The organism is Kitasatospora sp. NPDC048722 (assembly GCF_040650235.1).
GTDB lineage: Bacteria > Actinomycetota > Actinomycetes > Streptomycetales > Streptomycetaceae > Kitasatospora.
In genome coordinates this window covers 41,218-59,460 of record NZ_JBEZGX010000002.1, presented here as the reverse complement: position 1 = coordinate 59,460, position 18,243 = coordinate 41,218, and the positions used below count along the sequence as shown (strand labels likewise).

Below are 18,243 nucleotides of genomic sequence, written 5' to 3'. Positions count from 1 at the left end.
CGCGCTCAGCGCTCCAGGGCCGCTTCGGCCGCCTCTCGGACGTCGGGGTGGGGGTCGGTGGCGAGGGCCGTGAGGAGGTCGCGGGTGCCAGGGGTGGACCAGCCGCAGACGGCCCATACGAGCGCCTCGCGGACCACCGGGGCCGGGTGGGTGGCCAGGTGGGCCAGGCGGTCGACGGGGCCCCGGCGGCGCAGGGAGAACCAGTCGAGGGCGGCGCGCAGTTCGGCCGCGTCGCCCGGGGTGCCGGCGGCGTCGACGCGGGCCAGCAGGACGCGGACGGGCGGGGGTGGGCCGTCCAGGGGGTGCGGGTGGCGTTCGCGCAGGCGGCGGCTGCCGTACTCGCCGCGGATCCGGCAGCCGAAGCACGTGCAGGGGCGGGTGCCGTGGGCGTTCGGGAGGTAGCGCCAGCCGGTGACCTGCGGGGCGGTGCGGATCCGGTGGATCTCGCGGGAGGCCACGGCGCGGGGGAGGAAGACCTCCCAGCCGCGCGGGTCCGGCAGCGCGCGGATCCGGTGCACCGCCTCGGCGGCCGTCATCGGGCGCTGGGCGTCCTTGGCGCGGTCCCGGTAGTGGCCGGCCAGGACCGGCTCGTCGTCGGGCAGGCGGACGTGCACCGCGACGAGCCCGCCGCGGGTGCCGAACCGGGCCAGCTCGCGCAGCCACTGGTGGGTCAGGGTGTACGAGGGCAGGACGGGGAAGCAGTACACGCCGCGCCCGCCGCCCTGGCCGCGGCTGTCCGCGCGGATGCCGGCGCGGCGGACCCGGGGTGCGTCCGCGGTCGAGGTCAGGTGCACGAACATCGCCATGGGGCGGCATCGTAGCGACCGGCCCCGGTCGGTTCGAACGGATTACGGCCGGGCGGTGCGCCGGTCGATCAGGGCCGCCAGGCCGTCCAGGATCCGGGCGAGGCCGAAGTCCAGGGCGTTGTCCCGGCCGCCCGGTTCGGCCATCGCGGCGGCGAGGGCGGGGTAGTCCTCGGCGTGCTGCTGGACCAGCGCGCCGAGGACGGTCAGGAGTCGGGCCTCGGGGGAGCCCTCCGCCCCGGCGGCGCGCGCCTGCTGGACGATGCCGCGGACGTGTCCGGCGAGCAGGACGGCGGCGTCCATGCGCTCGGCACCGGTCAGGCCGTGGCCGTCGAGGGCGGACACGACCCGCTCCAGCCACGCGAGTTCGTTCGGACCCATCAGGCGGGGTCCGACGGTGGCGTCGAGCAGCCACGGGTGTGCGGTGAACGCCTGTGTCAACTCCCTTGCCCAGGCGGTGAGGTGGTCCCGCCAGTGGCCGTCCGCCGGTGCGGCCGGCGGCCCGGCGACGGCGAACTCGACCATCAGCGCGACCAGTTCGGCTTTGCCGGGGACGTACCGGTAGAGCGCCATCTTCGTGTAGTCGAGCAGCCCGGCGACGCGCTGCATCGAGACGGAGCCGAGGCCCTCCGCGTCCGCGACCTCGATGCCCGCCGCGGCGATCCGTTCCAGGCTGAGGGCCGGCTTCGGCCCGCGTGTGGGCCTGGCCGGCGGGCCCCAGAGGAGCCGGACGGTGTCGTTCGCCGGCTCGTCCACGTCTGCCGCCACGTCCGCTCCTCGGGCTCTTGCGTTCGGAATCAACTGTGTCTACCGTACACAGCAATGTGACTGTGTCCGATGGACGCAGTTTTGGACTCGTTCCGGACGGAGTGGTTTCCCGTGAGCACCAAGGTCCTGATCTCGGGTGCGAGCATCGCCGGCCCCGCCCTCGCCCACTGGCTCGGTCGGTACGGTTTCGACGTCACCGTCGTCGAGCTGGCCCCCGCGCTGCGCGGCGGCGGGCAGGCCGTCGACTTCCGTGGCACCACCCACCTGACCGTGCTGGAGCGGATGGGCCTGCTCGACGAACTGCGCACGCTCGGCACCGGCGGCAGTCCGATCACCTTCGTCGGCCCGGACGGGCGCAGGCTCCTCCACCTTCCCGCCGAGTTCGCGGGCGGCGACGTGGAGGTCCCGCGCGGCGAGCTGGCCCAGCTGCTGCACCGGCGCAGCGCCGACCGCGCCGAGTACGTCTTCGGCGACTCGATCACCGCGCTGGAGCAGACGCCGCGCGGGGTCCGGGTGGCCTTCCGGCACGGCGCCGAGCGCGAGTTCGACCTGGTGATCGGCGCCGACGGGCTGCACTCCAACGTCCGGCGCCTCGCTTTCGGCCCCGAGGAGCGGTACGTGCGCCACCTCGGCTACTACGCGGCCACCTGGCAGTTGCCCAACGACACCGGTCTGGCGCCCGGTTCGCTCGGGCTGAACGTGCCCGGCCGGCTCGCGGCGGTCGGTGCCGACCACCGCGACCCGGCCCGGGCCGGCGCCTTCTTCCTCTTCGCGTCCGCCGAACTCGCCCACGACCGCCACGACCCGGGGCAGCAGAAGGAACTCGTCCGCTCCGCGTTCGAGGGCCTCGGATGGGAGGTGCCCCGGCTCCTGGAGAGCCTGCGAGCCGCGCCCGAGCTGTACTTCGACTCGATCAGCCGGGCCGATGTCCCCGCGTGGTCGGCCGGCCGGATCGCCCTGCTCGGCGACGCGGCCTGCGGCGCCACCATCGGCGGCATGGGCACCGGCACCGCCGTCGTGGCCGCGTACGTCCTCGCGGGCGAGCTGGCGCGGGCGCGCGGCGACCACCGCGTCGCCTTCGCCCGCTACGAGCGCCTGCTGCGCGGCTACGCCCAGGGGTGCCAGAAGGGCGGGGACCGCACGGGCCCGTTCCTGGCTCCGCGCACCGCCGCCGGCTTGCGGGTGCGCAACGCGCTGCTGAACCGGCGGTGGGTGCTGGACCGGATGCTGGCGCTGGGCAAGCAGGTCAGCAGTGTCGAGCTGCCGCACTACGAGGCAGAGTTGGCGGGCCGGCGGTGAGGGTGGCCGGCGGAGAGGTGGTCAGTGCGGCGGTGTGATGCGGGTGCCGTTGTCCAGGACGGCTTCGACCTGGGCGGTCGTGGGGGCCGGGCGTTCGACGGCGAGGGTGTGGTCCGGGGCGGGGCGGTCGGCGGACCAGTCGGGGCCCTTGACGGTGAGCCGGGTGACGCGGCGGCTGCCGGCGGCGAGCAGGAACCCGGTGCCCTGCGGGGAGCGCCACCACGTGGAGCCGACGGTGTCCTGCTCGAAGCGGCTGCACGCTCGGCCCCGGCCGCCGCCGGTGCGCTGGGGGCTGCGGGCCGCCGGCAGCAGGACGGTGGTGACGGCGCTGCCGTCGCCGTTCCAGCGGTCGGCGCGCAGGCACATCCACGCCGCGGTGCCCGCGTTCTGCGGTAGGGACTGGACGGCGAACGCCCAGAGTTCGAGCTGCTTGACGCCGGGTGTGCCGTCCGGAACGGCACACCCGGCGTGGGCCCAGGCGACGAGCGCGTCCGGGCCGGTGGCCTCGCGCGGTGTGCGCGCGGGGCCGGGACCGCCGGTGGGGGCGCCCTGGGTGGGCGGCGGGGTGTAGGTGAGGTGGGCGGGCACCAGGCCGCCGACGTCGGCGAGCAGGAAGGCGTGTTTCTCGGCGACCACGGGGGAGGAGCGCAACTGGAGCACGGTGGCACCCTGGCAATCGGCGAGGGCGCCGGTCGGGGCCGCCGAGGTGACGCCGTCCGGGTGGTCCAACGCGCTTGCGGGGGCGTCGGGTTGGTCGATCCGCCGGGTTTCGGCGGAGTCCACCCAGGGCGCCAGGAGGTAGCGGGCGGCGGTGCCCTGGCGGCGCAGCACGACGGCGCCCGCCGTCGTCACGTCGGAGTCGTCGGCGCGGGCGAGGTCCAGGCCGCCGCCGGGCCCGTCGGTGTAGCGGGCGAGGTGCGGGCCGTCGTACAGGACGACGACGGCGGTGCCGTCCACCGTGCCGGCGAACAGCAGGCTCGGCGCGGTGACGGGCGGTGTGGCGTCCGTGCCGGGCTCGGCGCGGGTCCGGGCGCCGGGGTGGGTCCAGGCGGCGAGGGCGCGGCCGAGCAGGGCGTCGTCGTCGCGGCGGTCGCCGCGAGCGGGCCAGGCGGTGAAGTCGAGCCGGGCGGTGTGCTGCCACCGGTCGGCCGGGACGTGGACGAGCTTGGCCGGGTCGACGACCGAGCCCGCCGGGGCGAGGACCAGCGGGCGGCTCGGCGTGGTGGCGCCGGGGCCGCCGCCGAGGACGGCCACGGTGGTGGTGAGGCCGAGGACGGCCACGGCGAGCGCTGCGGTGCGGGTGCGCCGGCGGCGCAGCAGGTCGGTGGCCTGGACGCGGACGGCGCACGGGTCGAAGGCGGGCGGTTCCGTGTCCGCGGGCAGGCCGGCGACGGCCTCGATCGCACCCTCCGGGCGCTCGACTCCCGCCCGGCGCAGGACTTCCGCCACGCGCTCCGGCGTGAGCCCCTCGACCGCGCGCAGGGCGAACGCCACCCGCGCCGGCGCGTCGAGCCCGGCGAGCGCCCGGTCCAGTTCCGCGTCCTCCTCGTCGCCGTGCGGGGTGAACAGCCGCAGTCCCCACGCACGGGGCGCCAGCAGCCGGTGGGCGGGGCGCGGGCGGAGGGCGGCGAGCAGGACGCGGTGGCGGAGCTCGTCGTAGACGGGGTCGTCGACGACGCCCTCCGTCGGGCCGGCGCGCCGGGTCCAGCGGGACGGCAGCGCTTGCTGGACGGCGGCGTGCGCGGCGAGCACCCGGCTGTGCCGGTCGCGGTCGGCGGGCAGGGCGAGGTAGGCGAGCCGGGCCAGCCGCCGGTAGTGGCGCACCAGGGCGGCCTCGGCCTGCGCCACCGGGTGCCGGGACGGCTGCGCGGCGGTGTCTGGCGGTCCTGCCAACGGGCCCTCCCCGGAGCGGTGGTCGTGTCGTGGTGGACGGTCCAACGAGTCGATCACGTGTTGGTTGCGCCGTTCGGGCAGGCGGATCGGTGTGCGGGGTCCGGGGAGGGGGTCCGGCCCGCAACCGTCACCACCGCGTCCGGGCCGAGGGCCGTAGGTCCCACCCGTTCAGCCCCTTGGCCCCTGGCGATCGCCGCCGTCGGGGGCCATGCTGCGGGTACCGGCCGGAAGGACCGTCCGGAGGAACCCGTTGGACGAGGTGAACCGGCGTTGCGGCATGCCACCGTCGAATCCGTGATGACCAGCCCGGTGGTCCGGGTCGCGCCCGAGACCGGCTTCCGGGAGATCGTCGCGCTGCTGACCGACTACGACATCACCGGCGTGCCGGTGGTCGACGCCGAGGGCCGGCCCCTGGGCGTCGTCTCGGAGGCGGACCTGCTGCGCACCCTCGCCGCCCAGGAGGACACCGGCAGCCTGCTGCCCGCACCGGAGTCGGCGCAGGTGGGACCCGGCGGTACCGCCACGGCGGCGGACCTGATGACGACGCAGCCGGTCTGCACGACGCCCGGCACCAGCGTCGTCGCGGCGGCCCGGCTGATGAGCCGGCACGGGCTGAAGCGCCTGCCGGTGCTGGACGAGGACGGCAGGGTGATCGGCATGGTGAGCCGCGGGGACCTCCTTCGGGTGTTCCTGCGCGAGGACCGGGTGATCCGGCGCGAGATCGTCGAGGAGGTGCTCGGGCGGATCGACGGTGTCAGCCCGGCCGAGATCGGCGTGGAGGTGGACCAGGGCCGGGTGGTGCTCAGCGGCACGGTGCCCGAGCCGCACCTCGTGCCGATCGTGCTGAACCTGTGCCGCTCGGTGGACGGCGTGGTGTCGGTCACCGACCGGCTCGACTCCGGGGGCGCGACCGCCACCATCGGTTGATGGTTCGCCGTCAACCCCAGGTGGGAAAGCTGGAGTTGTCGGTGCCCGTGGGAAGGGCCCGGATGGCCAGGTCCACCTCCGCATACTGCGGAGCGTATCGGGTAACTCACTCTGTGTGCCCGGCGGGCAGGACTGCCGGGTCGGCGGAGCACCGGGGAGGCAGCCGTGGCAGTCGTGTTCGACGCGGACTTCACTTCGACCAGGCAGTGGATCGCCGGGCGCAGCAGCGCGTATCCCCGGATGGGGCCGACGAACCGGAGCGACCACAAACTCGACTACCTCAGCCGCTCGTACTGCCCGGGGGGCGTGTTCACGGCCACCCGTCGGCACACCGGTGGGCTGTGGACGTGCAGCCTGCTGACCACGGAGGGCAGCCCCGAGGGCTTCCAGGTCCGCACCGGGGACGAGCTGTCGGCGCTCGTCACGCTGCCCGTCGACGTCGGCGCGTGGCCGGCGATCTGGACCTGGCGGGACGGCGGCAACGAGGTGGACGTCTTCGAGTACCACCCGGACCACCCGGACCTCCTGGAGCTCTCCAACCACGTCCGCGGCGGGTTCCGGTACTGGCACGGCGAGGGCAGCGGCATCGGCCCGGGTGCGACCTTCGGGCTGCGCGTGATGCTCGGCGCGCACTCGGTGGACTGGTACGTCGGGGACGAGCTCGTGTACGCGGACCTGCACGGGGTCGGGGCGGGCTGGCACGCGTACCTGATCGTCAACCTGTCGGTCGCGGACGGGGTGTACCACGACCGGCCGGCGATCGGCGGGCCGGACCGTCTCAGCTGGGTGTGCCACAGCCTGACCGTGGAGAGATGAGCCCCGGGGTGTCCGGGGCGCTCGGGGTGTTCAGGCCGGTCGGGGTGTTCAGGCCGGCCGGTGTTCGGGCGGGAACGTCGCGGTGATCGGACCGCGCGGGCCCGAGCGCTGGAACCAGACGACCCGGCGGTGCGGGCCGATGTGCGCGGGGTGCGTCACGTAGAGGTCGTCGCGCGGGGCGGTCTCGTTGCCCGGCGCCAGGGCCGCGTCCACGGCGTCGGCGGCGATCGCGTCCAGCAGGGCGCGGGCGGTGGCCTCGGCGGCGGCCGGGGCGATGGCGAGTGCGGTGAGCTCGGCCCACAGCGCGGCGGAGACGTAGGAGATCGGGGAGTGGCCGAGCGCGGGGTGCGGGCGGCCGTCCGCGTGGTGGCGGAGCACCCCTGCGGCGACGAGCTGCTCGGCGGAGCGCTCGCCGGCCGGTGTGTGGTGGTCCATGGGCCGAACGCTACCCCGGCCCGGAGCGACGGTGGCGACGGAACGTTTTCTCACGCTTTCCTCAGCGCACTTCGGGGGTCCGCGGGCGCACGATGGTGGTACTGGCGACAGTCACCTCGACAGGCCCGCCGCGGCCGGAGGAGGAGGTCCCGATGAGGCACTGGCACGGGTACGTGCACCACGGGCCGGGCGGCTGGGGCATCGGCCTGATGGTGCTCGTGATGCTGCTGGTCCTGGCGTTGCTGGTGCTCGCCGCCGTCGCCCTGTCCCGCTACGTCTCGCGCTCCCACCGGCCGCTACCGCAGGGCCCGGCCGCCGCGGGACCGCCGCGGGCGGGGATGGCGGGGCCGACCCCGGAGCAGCTGCTCGCGGAGCGGTTCGCCCGCGGGGAGATCGACGCGGACGAGTACCGGCTCAGACTCGACACGCTGCGGTCCGCGAACGGGCCGGGGCCGGGCGGGTGAGGGGCCTCGGTGCGGGACGGAGCGCGGCCGGGGCCCGCCGCATCGGGGGTGTGCGGCGGGCCCCGGGGGCTCCGTGGCGGCGGTTCGCCGCGGCCGTCCGGCACCGTGATCGGGTGATCGGGCGACGGTCGGACGGCTACTCGACGACGAGTTCGACCGGGATGTTGCCCCGGGTGGCGCGGGAGTACGGGCAGACCTCGTGCGCCTGCTTGACCAGCAGCTCGCCGTTCTCGCCCGCGAGCGACTCGGGCAGCTCGACGCGCAGCACGACGGAGAGGCCGAAGCCGGCGCCGTCCTTGCCGATGGAGACCTCGGCGGTCACCGAGACCTCGCTGGTGTCGACCCGGGCCTGTCGGCCGACCAGGCCCAGCGCGCTGGCGAAGCAGGCCGCGTAGCCGGCGGCGAACAGCTGCTCCGGGTTGGTGCCCTGTCCGCTGCCGCCGAGCGCGGGCGGCATCGCCAGGGCGAGGTCCAGCTGCCCGTCGGAGCTGACGGCGCGGCCCTCACGGCCGTTCGCGGTGGCGGCTGCGGTGTAGAGCGCGTCCATGGTGCGTTCCCTTCTGCTGTTCCTGCTTCGGTCCCGCTGCGACGTTCCGCTGCGGTGTCCTGCCGACGACAAGTAGAGCACGCAATTCAATTGCGCACAACTAAATCGCGGGAACCCGATCGGTACGATGGGTGCATGACCACGCCTCCCGGACACCCCGTCGCGTCGGACGAGCGTCTGCTCCGTCTCGACCAGCAGATCTGTTTCTCGCTGAACGCGGCCTCCCGCGCCTTCGGCGGCGTCTACCGGGTGCTGCTCAAGGACCTCGGGCTCACCTACCCGCAGTACCTCGTCATGCTGGTCCTGTGGGAGGACGGCGAACTGCCGGTCAAGCGGATCGGCGAGCGCCTGCGACTGGACTCCGGCACGCTGTCGCCGCTGCTCAAGCGGCTGGAGGCGGCCGGCCTGGTGCACCGCGAGCGCAGTCCGGAGGACGAGCGGTCGGTGACCGTCGCGCTCACCCCGGCGGGCGTCGCGCTGCGCGAGCGTGCCGGACAGGTGCCGCGCCGGCTGCTCACCGCGACCGGGATGCCCGTCGAGGACCTCGCCGCACTGCGCGTCCTGCTGGACCAGGTCACCGCGGCGCTGGACTCGGCGGCGGTCGAGCCGGTCGAGTAGGTCCGGCCCGGTACGGTCGGCCGAGTGGGTCCGGTGCGGCCGGTCGAGTGGGCCCGCGCGCCGCGGGTCAAGTCGGCGAACCCTTGAGTGTGATCTGCATCACTGCCCCGTCCGGCCTGTAGCCCGGACGGGCCGGAACCGGCAGGTCAGCGCGGGTGTCCGGAAGTGAACGGAAGCGGTCGATTATTGCCCGCCGCTTCGGGTCAACAACCCGCTGCTCCGGGACGGTTACACCACGAGCCCCCCGCGGGGCAGTCGGCGTGCCAACCGGTGGGCCGGCCAACCGACTCACCGAAAAGGGGAAGCGCGTGCCGACCACCCCCGGGCCGGGCGAGGAGCACGACGTGCGGACGGACCCGCTCGACGGCCTGCCGGCCGACTTCGAGGCCTTCTTCACCCGCGAGAACCCCGGCTACCTCCGGTACGCGCAGCAGCGGCTGCGCCACCGCGAGGACGCGCAGGACGCCGTCCAGAACGCCGGTGCCGTGCTCTACCAGAACTGGCGCAGGGCCCTGGCCAGCGCTGATCCGCAGGCCTTCGCGTTCAAGGTCCTCAAGGACGCGATCGTCGACGTCCTGCGCGAGCGCCACCGCGCCGAGCGCAAGCGGCTCCGGGTGATCGCCCAGCGGCGCCCGGACACCAGCCAGGACGAGCTGGAGGAGCTCGCCGAACTCGACGCCCTGGACTGGGCGATGGACGAACTCGCGCGCAGCGCCCCGGTCCAGGCCGACGTCGTCCGGCTGCGCCAGGCTGGCCTCTCCTACCCGGACATCGGTCGCGCGCTCGGCATCGCGCACACCACCGCCCGCACCTACTACAGCCTCGGGCGGCGGCACCTGGAATACCTGCTGGAGCACGCGAGCGGCGGCGAGTCGGGCGAAGGACGGGCGGCGGAATGAACCTCGGCGACCTGCTGCGGGCTGACTCCGCCGGGCTGGAGCGGGAGTTCCGTGACCACGACCCGGCGGACTTCACCCGGCGCCTCGCCGGCCGGCTCGCGGCCGACGGCCCGGAGGGCGGGCGCCCGCCCTCCGAGCGGCCGGCGGGCGCGGGCCGGGACCGCACCGTCCGCCCGGTCGGCAGTCGTCGCAGCGGGGCGGCCCGCCGGGACGGTGCGGGGCGGGCCGAACTCCGGCGCGACCTCAGGCACTTGTGCTGGGGCGTGGCGGGCACGGTCGAGCCGTGCGAACTCGCGCTGGACCTGGAGCTCGCCGAGAAGGCGGCCTTCCGGACCCTCGGCTGCTTGCTCTACGGCATGGACCGCACCGCCGACGCCGTGTTCTGGTGGCGGATCGCCGCGCAGTACGGCGACCAACTCGCCGTCCACTGCCTGGCGGTGCACTACGCGGCTGAGGGTGAGGACGGCGACGCGGCGCGCTGGGCCGTCCAGGCGCAGGACCTCAGCGCCCCCGGCCGGCTGCCCGCACTCGCCCCCGACGTGCGGCCGGACGGGGCCGCGGAGCTGGTGCGGCTGCTGGCGGAACGTTTCGACGGTGAGATCGTGCTGACGCTCCGGGAGATACCGGCCGCGGTGGGCCCCCGAGCGGACGACGGCCGGCTGGGCGTGCGTGCGGTGCGGGGGAGGGGGCCGGTACGGATCCGTTGACGCCGACGGCAACGGCCCCTGCTCCCGCGCGCGTTGCGGGGAGCAGGGGCCGTTGCCGCGGCAGGGGTGGCTAGCCCTTCTTCGAGATGAAGTCGAACAGGCCGGCCGCCACGTCGTCCAGGTACGGACCGGCCTGGTACTTCAGCGCGTCGTTGCCGACCGACACGTTGCTGACCAGGGCCGGCTTGCCGTCCTTGGTCGACAGCCAGCCGCCGCCGCTCGAACCGCCGGTCATCGAGCAGCCGATCGCCAGCATCGGCGGGCGCGACGGGTCGAAGGACATCCGGGACGGCTTGCCGCCCTGGCAGTGGTTCAGCTCCAGCCCGTCGAACGGGGGAGCGGCCGGGTAGCCGTAGTTGGTGATGCCGAGCTGGTCGCGCGGGGCGTTGAACCAGACCGGCACCGCGCCGCCGACCGTCTCCTCCAGCGACTTGCCCGTGTCGTTCTCCGGCTTCACCCGCAGGATCGCGAAGTCGTACTGCGCCGCCGGGCCGACCTCGCCGCCCTCGGCCGCCCAGACCGGGGAGGTCACGTGGTTGACGGCGCCCCACTCGCCGTACGGCGCGTACTGCGAGACGTCGGTCGGACGCTTGCCGCCGCTGACGGCGCCGCCCGCGTTGAAGTCCGGGATGAAGACGATGTTGTTGTTGAACGTGGAGCCCTTGCCCTGGTGGGCGCAGTGCCCGGCGGTCCACACCAGGTTGCTCTTGCCCGGGTGCGCCGGGTCGGCGACCACGGTGCCCGAACACACGTAGTGCTGGCCGAGCTTGCCCGGGTCGAGGGTCTCGGTGCCGGGCTTGTCGAAGAAGATCTTCCCGAACACGGCCAGGTTCTTGGCGTACGGGTGGGCGTCCGCCTGAGCCTCGACGCTCTGCGGCGGGGCGTCGTTGCCGCCGTCGGCGGGCGGCGGGGTGCTCGCGCCGGTGGGCTGCGCGGTCGGCTGCGGGGCCTGGGTGGGCTGGCCGGTGGGTGCGGCCGTCGGCGGCTTCAGCTGGTCGACCGGCTTGGCGGCGAGGAGCTTCTCGACGGTCCAGTAGCCCTTGGCGACGGCCGGGGCCGCGTAGTCCTTGGCCCACTTCTCCCAGTCGGCGGCCTTCCACTTCTTGAGGTCGTCGAGGTTGGCCGGCAGCCCGAGCCCGGGCGCCTTGCCGGTCGCGGCGGCGGTGGCCGCGGCGCTGGTGGCGGCCGCGGTCGCGGCCGTGGTGGCCGCCGCGTCGCTGGAGCCGTTGTCCGGCCCGCAGGCGGAGGTGGCGAGGAGCGTCAGCGTCAGCGCGGACGCCCCGAGGGCGGCGCGCACGGTGCGCTGGGTACGACGTATCGATGACATGGACGTTCGTGTCCCCCGTGGATGTCGGCCCGGCGTCGTAGCGGCAGCGCCGGGTATTGCGCAGAGGAGTATGTCATCAACCGTCAGACCCTCGCACATTCGGTCGAAGCGGTGGATACGGGCCACCTCGCGGCTCTTGGGGGAGCGGCGTCGTTCGGGAACGGCGGGTCTTCTCGGCCGGCCCGTGGCCGGCCTGGGGCAGTGGGACTCAGGCGAGGCCGGTGAGGGCGTCGCCGAGGTAGGTGGCGCCGAGGACGGCCAGGACCGTCGTCGTGATCGCGGTGTGGTGGGCGGCCATCCAGGCCTTCCACTCGCCCAGGGTGCGCGCGGAGCCGTCGCGGCCCAGGAGGTGTACCGCGAGCGGCAGCAGCGTGCACAGCGAGGCGACGAGCACCATCAACGTGGCGGCCACCGCCTTGCCCACGCCGCTCGTCGGGCTCGCGGCGATGGAGGCGGCGCCACCGACGGCCAGGACGGCGTCCTTCGGGCTCGCGGCGGCGAGGGCCGCCCCGAGACGGGCCGATCGACCCGCGGTGAAGCGGTGCACCGAAAGCATCCAGCCCGGCGGTGCGGTGACGTGGCCCTCGCGCGGCCGGTCCCGCCACTGCCTGAGCGCCAGCAGCACGAGCAGCGCGCCCAGCGCGAGCTTGAGCCAGGACGACCAGGTGGGCTCGCCGCCGGGGCCCAGCCTGCTGCCGCCCGTCACCACGACCGCCACGATCGCGCCCAGGGCGGCCGCTCGGCCCGCGGTCAGGGCGAGCGCGTTGGCGCGGCCGCGCGGGGCGGCCAGCATGAGGATCGCCGCGATCAGCGGCTGCGGGCCGATCGCGATGCCCGCGGCCGACGCCAGCATCGCACCGACTGCCTCACCCATCCCCGCTCCCGCTCTGGACGACGGGGTCCTCCTCCGTCCATGGTCCGCCCCCGGCCGCCGTCGGCACAACGTCGGCGCGGGCATGCGGAGGCGGCTCCCGTGTACGGCCGAGGGCCGTGGCACACGTGGTGCCACGGCCCTCGGGCGGTCGAGCGCGGGGATCAGTCGTTGCCCGACTCGATGGCCGCCTGGTCGAGCGCGGTGGCCTCGGCCGCGACCGCCCCGGCCTCCTGGCTGGCCGCCGCGATCGGTGCCGCGCCGCCCGGGGCGAGCTCGCCGATCAGGCCGCTCCAGGGGGCGAGCTGACCGTGCGTGGCGTACTGCTCCAGCTTGCTGCGCGAGTCGGCGATGTCGAGGTTGCGCATGGTCAGCTGGCCGATGCGGTCGTCCGGGACGAACGCGGCGTCCACGCTGCGTTCCATCGACAGCTTCTCGGGGTGGTAGCTGAAGTTCGGGCCCTGGGTGTCGAGCACCGAGTAGTCCTGGCCGCGGCGCAGGCGCAGGGTCACGCTGCCGGTGACGGCCTGGCCGACCCACTTCTGCAGGCTGTCGCGCAGCATGAGCGCCTGCGGGTCGAACCAGCGGCCCTCGTACAGCAGCCGGCCGAGGCGGCGGCCCTGGGTGTGGTAGGTGGCGAGGGTGTCCTCGTTGTGGATCGCGTTGAGCAGCCGCTCGTAGGCGGTGTGCAGCAGCGCCATGCCGGGCGCCTCGTAGATGCCGCGGCTCTTGGCCTCGATGATGCGGTTTTCGATCTGGTCGGACATGCCGAGGCCGTGCCGGCCGCCGATGCGGTTGGCCTCGTGCACCAGCTCGACGTCGTCGGCGAACACCCGCCCGTTGATCCGCACCGGGCGGCCGAACTCGAACTCGACGGTGACGTCCTCGGCCGCGATGTCGACGGACTGGTCCCAGAACGGCACGCCCATGATCGGGGCGACGATCTCGATCGAGGCGTCCAGGTACTCCAGGCGCTTGGCCTCGTGGGTGGCGCCCCAGATGTTGGCGTCGGTGGAGTAGGCCTTCTCGGCGGAGTCGCGGTAGGGCAGGTCGCGCTCGGCGAGCCACTCGGACATCTCCTTGCGGCCGCCGAGCTCGGAGACGAACCGCTGGTCCAGCCACGGCTTGTAGATCCGCAGACTGGGGTTGGCGAGCAGGCCGTAGCGGTAGAACCGCTCGATGTCGTTGCCCTTGTAGGTGGAGCCGTCGCCCCAGATCGAGACCTCGTCCTCCTGCATGGCGCGCACCAGCAGGGTGCCCGTCACGGCCCGGCCGAGCGGGGTGGTGTTGAAGTACGTCTGCCCGGCGGAGCGGATGTGGAAGGCGCCGCACGCGAGCGCGGCCAGGCCCTCCTCGACCAGCGCGGCCCGGCAGTCCACGAGGCGGGCCTGCTCGGCGCCGTAGGCGCGGCCGCGCGCGGGCACGTCGGCGAGGTTCGGCTCGTCGTACTGGCCGATGTCGGCCGTGTACGCGTAGGGGACGGCGCCGTGCTCGCGCATCCACGCGACCGCGACGGAGGTGTCCAACCCACCGGAGAATGCGATGCCGATCCGTTCACCGACCGGCAGCTTGCTCAAGACCTTCGACATGCGTGCACCCCTGGACCCGCGGCGCGCGGGCCTTCGAACTAGCGACGTGTGGGACGTTTCGGCACTGGTGTCCGACACCGTCACCCTGGCATAGGTTTGCAGAGTAGCGCAAGACAATACGAAAGTGGCGGCCGGGCCCGCCCGGCGGACCGGTGCCGTCGGGCGGGGGCGTGGTGGTGGTCGGGCGGGGTCGCAGTGGTGGTCGGGATCGTGCGGGCGGTCGGGATCGCGCCGGCGCTCGCCGGTGTCAGGACTTGCGGCCGACGCCCGCGTACATCCAGCGGGTGGTGTTCGCGGTGGAGCCGTCCGGGCGCCAGAGCGGGACGAAGTCGACGCCGGGCTCCAGCAGCTCCCAGCCGTCGAAGAAGGCCTCGACCTCGGCCCGGCCGCGCCCGTTGATCTGGGACGTCGCGTTCTGCCAGGTCTTGCCGACCTCCTCGGCCCGCTGCGGGTTGCCCTCGGCGGTGCTGTGCGAGACCACCAGGTGGCTGCCCGGCGCGACTCTCTCGAGCACGGCCCGGACGGCGGACGTGGCCTGGGCGTCGTCGACGAAGTGCAGGACGGCGAGCAGGAGCACGGCGACGGGCTGCGACAGGTCGATCAAGGAGCGCAGTTCGGCGCGGTCCAGCAGTTCCTCGACGTCCCGGAGGTCACCGGTCAGGACGGTGGTGCTGCGGTTGTCCGCGAGCAGGGCCCGGCCGTGGGCGAGGACGATGGGGTCGTTGTCGATGTAGACGACGCGCGCGTCCGGGGCGAGCTCCTGGGCGACCTCGTGGACGTTGCCGCGGGCGGGCAGGCCGGAGCCGATGTCGATGAACTGCCGGACGCCGGCCTCGACGCAGAGCCGCACGGCGCGGCGCAGGAAGGCGCGGTTCTCGCGGGCCGCCTGCGGGATGTCGGGCGCTGCGGCGATGGCGTGCTCGGCCGCGGCCCGGTCCGAGGGGAAGTTGTCCTTGCCGCCGAGCCAGTAGTCGTAGATCCGCGCCGGGTGCGGGCGGTCCGTCCGGAGATCGGTCGGGACGTCCGTCCCACTGGTGCCGTCGGTGCTGAACATCCGGTCCCCTCCACTGTGCTGAGCGGCTGTCATCCGGCGGGGCGGTGCAGCCAATCGAACGTCCGCGCATGATAGCGGCCGGGCCGCGGTGGGAGGTGAACCGCGGGTGCCCGCCGACTACCTGGCGGCCGCGCGGTGGACGCGCCCGGGGGCGGCTCCGGCGGGTGCCCGGACGGCGCGCCTGCGCAGCCAGGGCCAGTGGGAGGCCAGCACGCCGAGGGCGAGGGCGATGAGGTGGCCCGCGTCGGCGAGTTCCTGGTCCACGGCCCAGGCCGCGGCGAGGGCGACGGCGAGCACGGGCAGGCCGTACCGGTGCAGGGGTTTGGGGCCGAGGGCGAGCAGGCAGGAGCCGGTGGCGACGAGCCCGTAGCTGATCCCGACGTCCCGGGCGCGGGAGAGCGCGCCCGGGATGCCGGTGGTGATCATGCCCCACATCGCGCCCTCGGTGAGCAGCGTGGCGCCGAGGTGCCCGAAGGCGAAGACCGCGCCCGCCCGGAGCGCGCCCCACCGCCACTCGGCGAGTCCGAGCACGGCGGCGACGGCGGCGATCCCGGCCCAGGCCGGGACGCCGTCCACCACGAGGCCGCTGGTGAACAGGGTCCACCACTTGCCGACCTCCATGTGGTGGACGTTGCTGCTGTTGTGCCGGACGAAGCGGGCCCGGCCGGCGTGGCTCTGGCTCGCGAGCCAGACGGCGGTCGCGGTCAGCAGCAGGACGTAGACGGTGGTCAGCCGCAGCCTCGCCAGCACGTGCAGCACCTTGTCGCCGCGGTCTTCCATCGTGCCTTCCGCCTTCGCCGTCCGACCGAAGCCCCGTGTCGGGCCCCTGCCGGTGTCCGGCAGTACGTCGGCAGCCTATCGGCGTGCGGAGGGTGCTCCGTCCCGTGCGGGCGGGATCGGTCAGGTCGCGAGGCCGGGGAGTACCTCGGCGTGCGGAAGACGGGCCAGCGCGGGGCCCGGCAGGATCAGCTTGCCCCGGCGCCGGCCGCTGCCGATGAGCACGTGCGGGGCCGAGGCCACGGCTCCGTCGATCAGCAGGGGCCAGTGGGCGGGCAGTCCGACGGGGGTGATGCCGCCGTACTCCATGCCCGTCTCGGCGACGGCGGTGTCCATCGGCGCGAACGACGCCTTGCGCGCCCCCAAATGCCTCCGCACCACCTGGTTGACGTCGAGCCGTGTGGTCGCGAGGACGACCGCGGCGGCCAGCGTGACCGCTCCGCCGCGCTTGGCGGCGACCACCACACAGTTCGCCGAGTATTCGAGCGGCGTCGCGTAGGTCTCGCAGAAGACGGCGGTGTCCGCCTTGTCGGGGTCGGTGTCCACGTACAGCACCGAGCGCGCCGCCTCGCGGCCGTCTTCGTGGGCGTCCCAGTTCTTCAGCGCGTCCGCGACGGGCGCGGCGAGTTCGTCGTGGACGTCCAGCGCGGCGCGGACGACGGGGAACCTGCCGAAGGGCGGGACGATCTGCTCGCTCATGGCCCGACCCTACCGAACCGCCGTCCGCGGGAGCGCAATCCGCTTCCGGGGACGGCAGTCCGGCGGGTGTGGAGCCGACAGCCGCCGAAGGCACGGAGCACTCCTGGCGGGGGCGGGCGAGGGCGGTCGACCGGTCCGCGTGCCCGGGTGCGCCCCGTCGGCTTTCAGCGCTCGATCAAGGTTCGGTAACCCGGCTTCCCGGGGGTGAGTCGGCCACCGGGCCGCTCGCTGGAGCGTTCCGGTGGCCGGGGGCGGGAGTGGTTGGTTGCTGGGTGTGGTTGCTGGATGACTCGCGGCGGTGATCCGCGGGGTGGTGATCAGGTGTCGGTGCGCTGGGCGAGGCAGAGGATGTTGCCCTCGCTGTCCTTGAACCAGGCGGCGCGGATGTCGTCGCGCTCGGCGACGCCGTCGACGGTCTTCAGGCCGGGGAAGTCGTACTCCTCGAACGTGACGCCGCGCTCGCGCAGGGCGGCCATCTCGCCGTCGAGGTCGCCGACCTTGAAGCTGGCGAGCGTGTGGGCGGACTGGCCGCCACTGGGGGTGTGGTAGATCGTGAACTCGGTGCCGCCACAATCACAGGTGAGCTGCTCCTCGTCCTCCCTGGTGAGCTTGAGGCCGAGGACGTCCGTGTAGAAGGCCTTGGCGCGGCCGAGGTCGGTGGCGGGGATGACTGCCTGCAGCGGTCCGTCTCCAAGCATGGTGGTTCGCCTCCTCCTGATTACCAGGCTAGGGAGGTGCGGGCGTGGCCGCGCGGCGGGCGGAGCGCCGCTGCGGGGGCGCGCGCGGGGTGTCGCCGGGAGGTCGCGCAGCGTGGGCGCGCACGTGCTCCGGTGACGCTCTACGCTGCCGGTGGCCACTCCGTCGGCACCCGTTCCAGGACACCCGCGCCGAACAGCTCGTACAGCGGCAGCGTCTCCAGGTGGACGTAGCCGATGTGGCAGTCGCACACCGGCAACGGGCAGGCGCGCGGGCGGAGTCGGGCGCGGTAGCTGCCGTCGTAGAGGTTCCCGAGGACGTCCCGGACGAAGTGGCAGCGGCGTACCGTGCCGTCGCCGTCCACCGAGAGCACGGACTCGCCCGTGCGGCAGGGGAGTCCGGCGCTAGGGTGCGCGTGCCTGCTGTAGCCGAAGTGCGGGTCGAGGGCGGCCCATTGCGCGGCCTCGGCGTCGGTGTACGTGCGGCCCTCGGCGGCGTTGATCCAGAGGTAGACGTGCGGGGCGAGCGCGGCGCGCAGGCGCCGCGCCTCGGCGAGGTGCTCGGGTCGGCCGACCACGCCGACGCTGTAGCGCGCGCCCAGTGCGTCCAGCTCGCGGCACTTGGCGAGGAAGCGGTCGTGGGTGACCTGGCCGGGGTGGAAGGTCACCCACAGGGCGAGGGTGCCGAGGTCGGCCCCGGCGAGCCAGTCGGTGCGGCAGCTGAGGTTCGTCTGGATCGCGACGCGGCGGACGTGCGGGAGTCGGCTCAGCTCGGCCAGCGCGCGGCGGTACCACGACCGCACGAGGCCCTCGCCCCACGGGGTGAACAGCAGTGACAGCGTGTCGCCGGTGCCCGCCCGCCCGGCGGCCCAGGCGGTGAACCGCTCCAACGCGGCGCGGTCGGCACGCAGTTGCTCGGGCGTGTCGCGCCGCTTGGCGAACGGGCAGTACGGGCAGTCGTAGTCGCAGGAGGCGAGCGGGCCACGGTAGAGGAGGGTCAGGTCCCGCGCGGAGTCGTCGGTGGAGTCCTCGGTGGGCGGTGGGGACGGCATTCC

At 74.3% G+C, this 18,243-nt stretch carries 20 protein-coding genes; 7 read left to right on the top strand and 13 right to left on the bottom strand.

Annotation, left to right across the window (positions count from 1 at the left end):
• Positions 1–5 precede the first annotated feature (5 nt).
• Entirely contained in the window at positions 6–806 is an 801-nt protein-coding gene (locus AB0C76_RS02230) for a HEAT repeat domain-containing protein (RefSeq protein WP_359958294.1), read from the bottom strand.
• Between the two features lie 42 nt (positions 807–848).
• A complete protein-coding gene (locus AB0C76_RS02225; RefSeq protein ID WP_359958291.1) occupies positions 849–1,571 on the bottom strand; it encodes a TetR/AcrR family transcriptional regulator C-terminal domain-containing protein in 723 nt (240 codons plus the stop codon).
• A 111-nt stretch (positions 1,572–1,682) separates the two neighbouring features.
• Here AB0C76_RS02225 and AB0C76_RS02220 point away from each other — a divergent pair, with 111 nt between their 5' ends.
• Positions 1,683–2,870, top strand: coding sequence for an FAD-dependent monooxygenase (locus AB0C76_RS02220; RefSeq protein ID WP_359958288.1), 1,188 nt, complete (start codon positions 1,683–1,685; stop codon positions 2,868–2,870).
• Between the two features lie 21 nt (positions 2,871–2,891).
• Here AB0C76_RS02220 and AB0C76_RS02215 read toward each other — a convergent pair whose 3' ends face one another.
• A complete protein-coding gene (locus tag AB0C76_RS02215; RefSeq protein WP_359958285.1) occupies positions 2,892–4,763 on the bottom strand; it encodes a hypothetical protein in 1,872 nt (623 codons plus the stop codon).
• A 297-nt stretch (positions 4,764–5,060) separates the two neighbouring features.
• Between AB0C76_RS02215 and AB0C76_RS02210 the strand changes: the two genes are divergently transcribed.
• Positions 5,061–5,690 (top strand): CBS domain-containing protein, encoded by a 630-nt coding sequence (locus tag AB0C76_RS02210; protein WP_359958905.1) that lies wholly within the window; start codon positions 5,061–5,063, stop codon positions 5,688–5,690.
• Between the two features lie 165 nt (positions 5,691–5,855).
• Positions 5,856–6,506: a beta-glucanase gene (locus AB0C76_RS02205; protein WP_359958282.1), complete on the top strand. Its 651-nt coding sequence runs from the start codon at positions 5,856–5,858 to the stop codon at positions 6,504–6,506.
• A 48-nt stretch (positions 6,507–6,554) separates the two neighbouring features.
• Here AB0C76_RS02205 and AB0C76_RS02200 read toward each other — a convergent pair whose 3' ends face one another.
• Positions 6,555–6,941, bottom strand: coding sequence for a hypothetical protein (locus tag AB0C76_RS02200; protein WP_359958279.1), 387 nt, complete (start codon positions 6,939–6,941; stop codon positions 6,555–6,557).
• Between the two features lie 152 nt (positions 6,942–7,093).
• On the opposite strand from AB0C76_RS02200, the gene AB0C76_RS02195 reads away from it, so the two are divergent.
• Positions 7,094–7,405, top strand: coding sequence for a hypothetical protein (locus tag AB0C76_RS02195; protein WP_359958276.1), 312 nt, complete (start codon positions 7,094–7,096; stop codon positions 7,403–7,405).
• 136 nt (positions 7,406–7,541) lie between these two features.
• On the opposite strand, the gene AB0C76_RS02190 is transcribed toward AB0C76_RS02195, so the two are convergent.
• Entirely contained in the window at positions 7,542–7,952 is a 411-nt protein-coding gene (locus AB0C76_RS02190; RefSeq protein WP_359958273.1) for an organic hydroperoxide resistance protein, read from the bottom strand.
• A 135-nt stretch (positions 7,953–8,087) separates the two neighbouring features.
• Here AB0C76_RS02190 and AB0C76_RS02185 point away from each other — a divergent pair, with 135 nt between their 5' ends.
• From AB0C76_RS02185 to AB0C76_RS02175, 3 genes are all read left to right on the top strand, one after another.
• The gene (locus AB0C76_RS02185) at positions 8,088–8,570 is read left to right on the top strand and encodes a MarR family transcriptional regulator (RefSeq protein WP_359958270.1); all 483 of its coding nucleotides are present in this window, start codon (positions 8,088–8,090) and stop codon (positions 8,568–8,570) included.
• Between the two features lie 308 nt (positions 8,571–8,878).
• Positions 8,879–9,469 carry a sigma-70 family RNA polymerase sigma factor gene (locus tag AB0C76_RS02180; RefSeq protein WP_359958267.1) on the top strand — a complete coding sequence of 197 codons (591 nt, stop codon included), beginning with the start codon at positions 8,879–8,881 and terminating at the stop codon, positions 9,467–9,469.
• Positions 9,466–10,176, top strand: a complete 711-nt coding sequence (locus AB0C76_RS02175; protein WP_359958264.1) for a hypothetical protein — start codon at positions 9,466–9,468, stop codon at positions 10,174–10,176. The genes AB0C76_RS02180 and AB0C76_RS02175 overlap by 4 nt, the downstream gene beginning before the upstream one ends.
• Positions 10,177–10,246: 70 nt before the next feature.
• Here AB0C76_RS02175 and AB0C76_RS02170 read toward each other — a convergent pair whose 3' ends face one another.
• The 8 genes from AB0C76_RS02170 to AB0C76_RS02135 form a co-directional block, all read right to left on the bottom strand.
• Complete coding sequence (locus AB0C76_RS02170) at positions 10,247–11,503, bottom strand: PT domain-containing protein (protein ID WP_359958261.1); 1,257 nt, start codon at positions 11,501–11,503, stop codon at positions 10,247–10,249.
• A 208-nt stretch (positions 11,504–11,711) separates the two neighbouring features.
• Positions 11,712–12,377 (bottom strand): GAP family protein, encoded by a 666-nt coding sequence (locus AB0C76_RS02165; protein ID WP_359958258.1) that lies wholly within the window; start codon positions 12,375–12,377, stop codon positions 11,712–11,714.
• 161 nt (positions 12,378–12,538) lie between these two features.
• Entirely contained in the window at positions 12,539–13,963 is a 1,425-nt protein-coding gene (gene argG, locus AB0C76_RS02160; RefSeq protein ID WP_359958256.1) for an argininosuccinate synthase, read from the bottom strand.
• A gap of 247 nt (positions 13,964–14,210) precedes the next feature.
• Positions 14,211–15,017: an SAM-dependent methyltransferase gene (locus tag AB0C76_RS02155; RefSeq protein ID WP_359958253.1), complete on the bottom strand. Its 807-nt coding sequence runs from the start codon at positions 15,015–15,017 to the stop codon at positions 14,211–14,213.
• Between the two features lie 117 nt (positions 15,018–15,134).
• Positions 15,135–15,797 carry a rhomboid-like protein gene (locus tag AB0C76_RS02150; RefSeq protein ID WP_359958250.1) on the bottom strand — a complete coding sequence of 221 codons (663 nt, stop codon included), beginning with the start codon at positions 15,795–15,797 and terminating at the stop codon, positions 15,135–15,137.
• Positions 15,798–15,917: 120 nt separating this feature from the next.
• Positions 15,918–16,493, bottom strand: a complete 576-nt coding sequence (locus tag AB0C76_RS02145; protein ID WP_359958247.1) for a YbaK/EbsC family protein — start codon at positions 16,491–16,493, stop codon at positions 15,918–15,920.
• A gap of 317 nt (positions 16,494–16,810) precedes the next feature.
• Positions 16,811–17,191, bottom strand: a complete 381-nt coding sequence (locus tag AB0C76_RS02140; RefSeq protein ID WP_359958244.1) for a VOC family protein — start codon at positions 17,189–17,191, stop codon at positions 16,811–16,813.
• 140 nt (positions 17,192–17,331) lie between these two features.
• Positions 17,332–18,240, bottom strand: coding sequence for an STM4011 family radical SAM protein (locus AB0C76_RS02135; protein WP_359958902.1), 909 nt, complete (start codon positions 18,238–18,240; stop codon positions 17,332–17,334).
• Positions 18,241–18,243: the final 3 nt, after the last annotated feature.